The 813-nt window shown below is 46.4% G+C and carries 2 pseudogenes; both read right to left on the reverse strand.

Annotated features, from left to right (window positions below):
* Positions 1-171: pseudogene (locus ACFIM8_RS09190) on the reverse strand (phage tail protein); the annotation flags it as partial.
* Positions 172-360: 189 nt separating this feature from the next.
* A pseudogene (locus ACFIM8_RS09195) lies at positions 361-813 on the reverse strand (hypothetical protein); the annotation flags it as partial.

Genomic DNA, 813 nt, shown 5'->3' on the forward strand with positions numbered 1-813 from the left:
CTCACCCTCATGTGTAAAAACTAACACAGGCTCGTCGAGGGGAAAAACTTGGTTGTCAGCATCAGGGGCTGTGACATCCGCACCAATAGCGGTCTGATCAAATGTTGGTAAGGGACGGGAATCCTCACCAGCCTCTACAATGCGAATCCCATGATTAAATTCTATTGCCATTTTGCTCTCCAAATCAATGAAGAGACTATAACAAGCATCACCATGCTCCATAAGACTGACACTGTCAGTCAAAAAAGCCCTTTCAAAGGGCTTTTAAAGAGCGATAAAAGGACTTAAAAACATATAAGCCTGCTTATAGAACAGCTATCCATTTGACTTCTGTCATATCTTGGTTACTTGTGCATCCATTTATTCTTTCCATAATCTTATAAGAACAGCGCCATCAGCTCCAGCACCACTTGGAGAAGAATCGTCATGAGCACCAGCACCGCCACCACCAAAACCACGCCCCGCTTTTCCTGAACTATAGGAACCTTTGCCTAGTCCTCCAGCGCCACCACGTGATGTATCACCTCCAGCATCGCCTCCATTCCCACTTGTTTTACTCGTAATTCCATTCGTTCCAGCATAACCATTTCCGCCTTTGGCGATTCCTAGATGTTCGTCTGTTGCTAAACCAAAGTTTCCACCTGTACCTCCAGCGCCACCAGTGCCTGAATAGAAGGTAGTCGTACTACCACCAAATCCCGTGTGAGATTGATAGGCAGAAACACCCCCACCCCCCTTTCCTCCTGTAGCGGTAATAAAATTCTTTCCAACAACTGTTGTTCCTCCAGAGTTTCCTGTCGCACCATGCTTTGC

The sequence above is a fragment of the Bartonella sp. AC535YNZD genome (assembly GCF_042196625.1).
In the GTDB taxonomy this organism is placed as follows: Bacteria; Pseudomonadota; Alphaproteobacteria; order Rhizobiales; family Rhizobiaceae; genus Bartonella.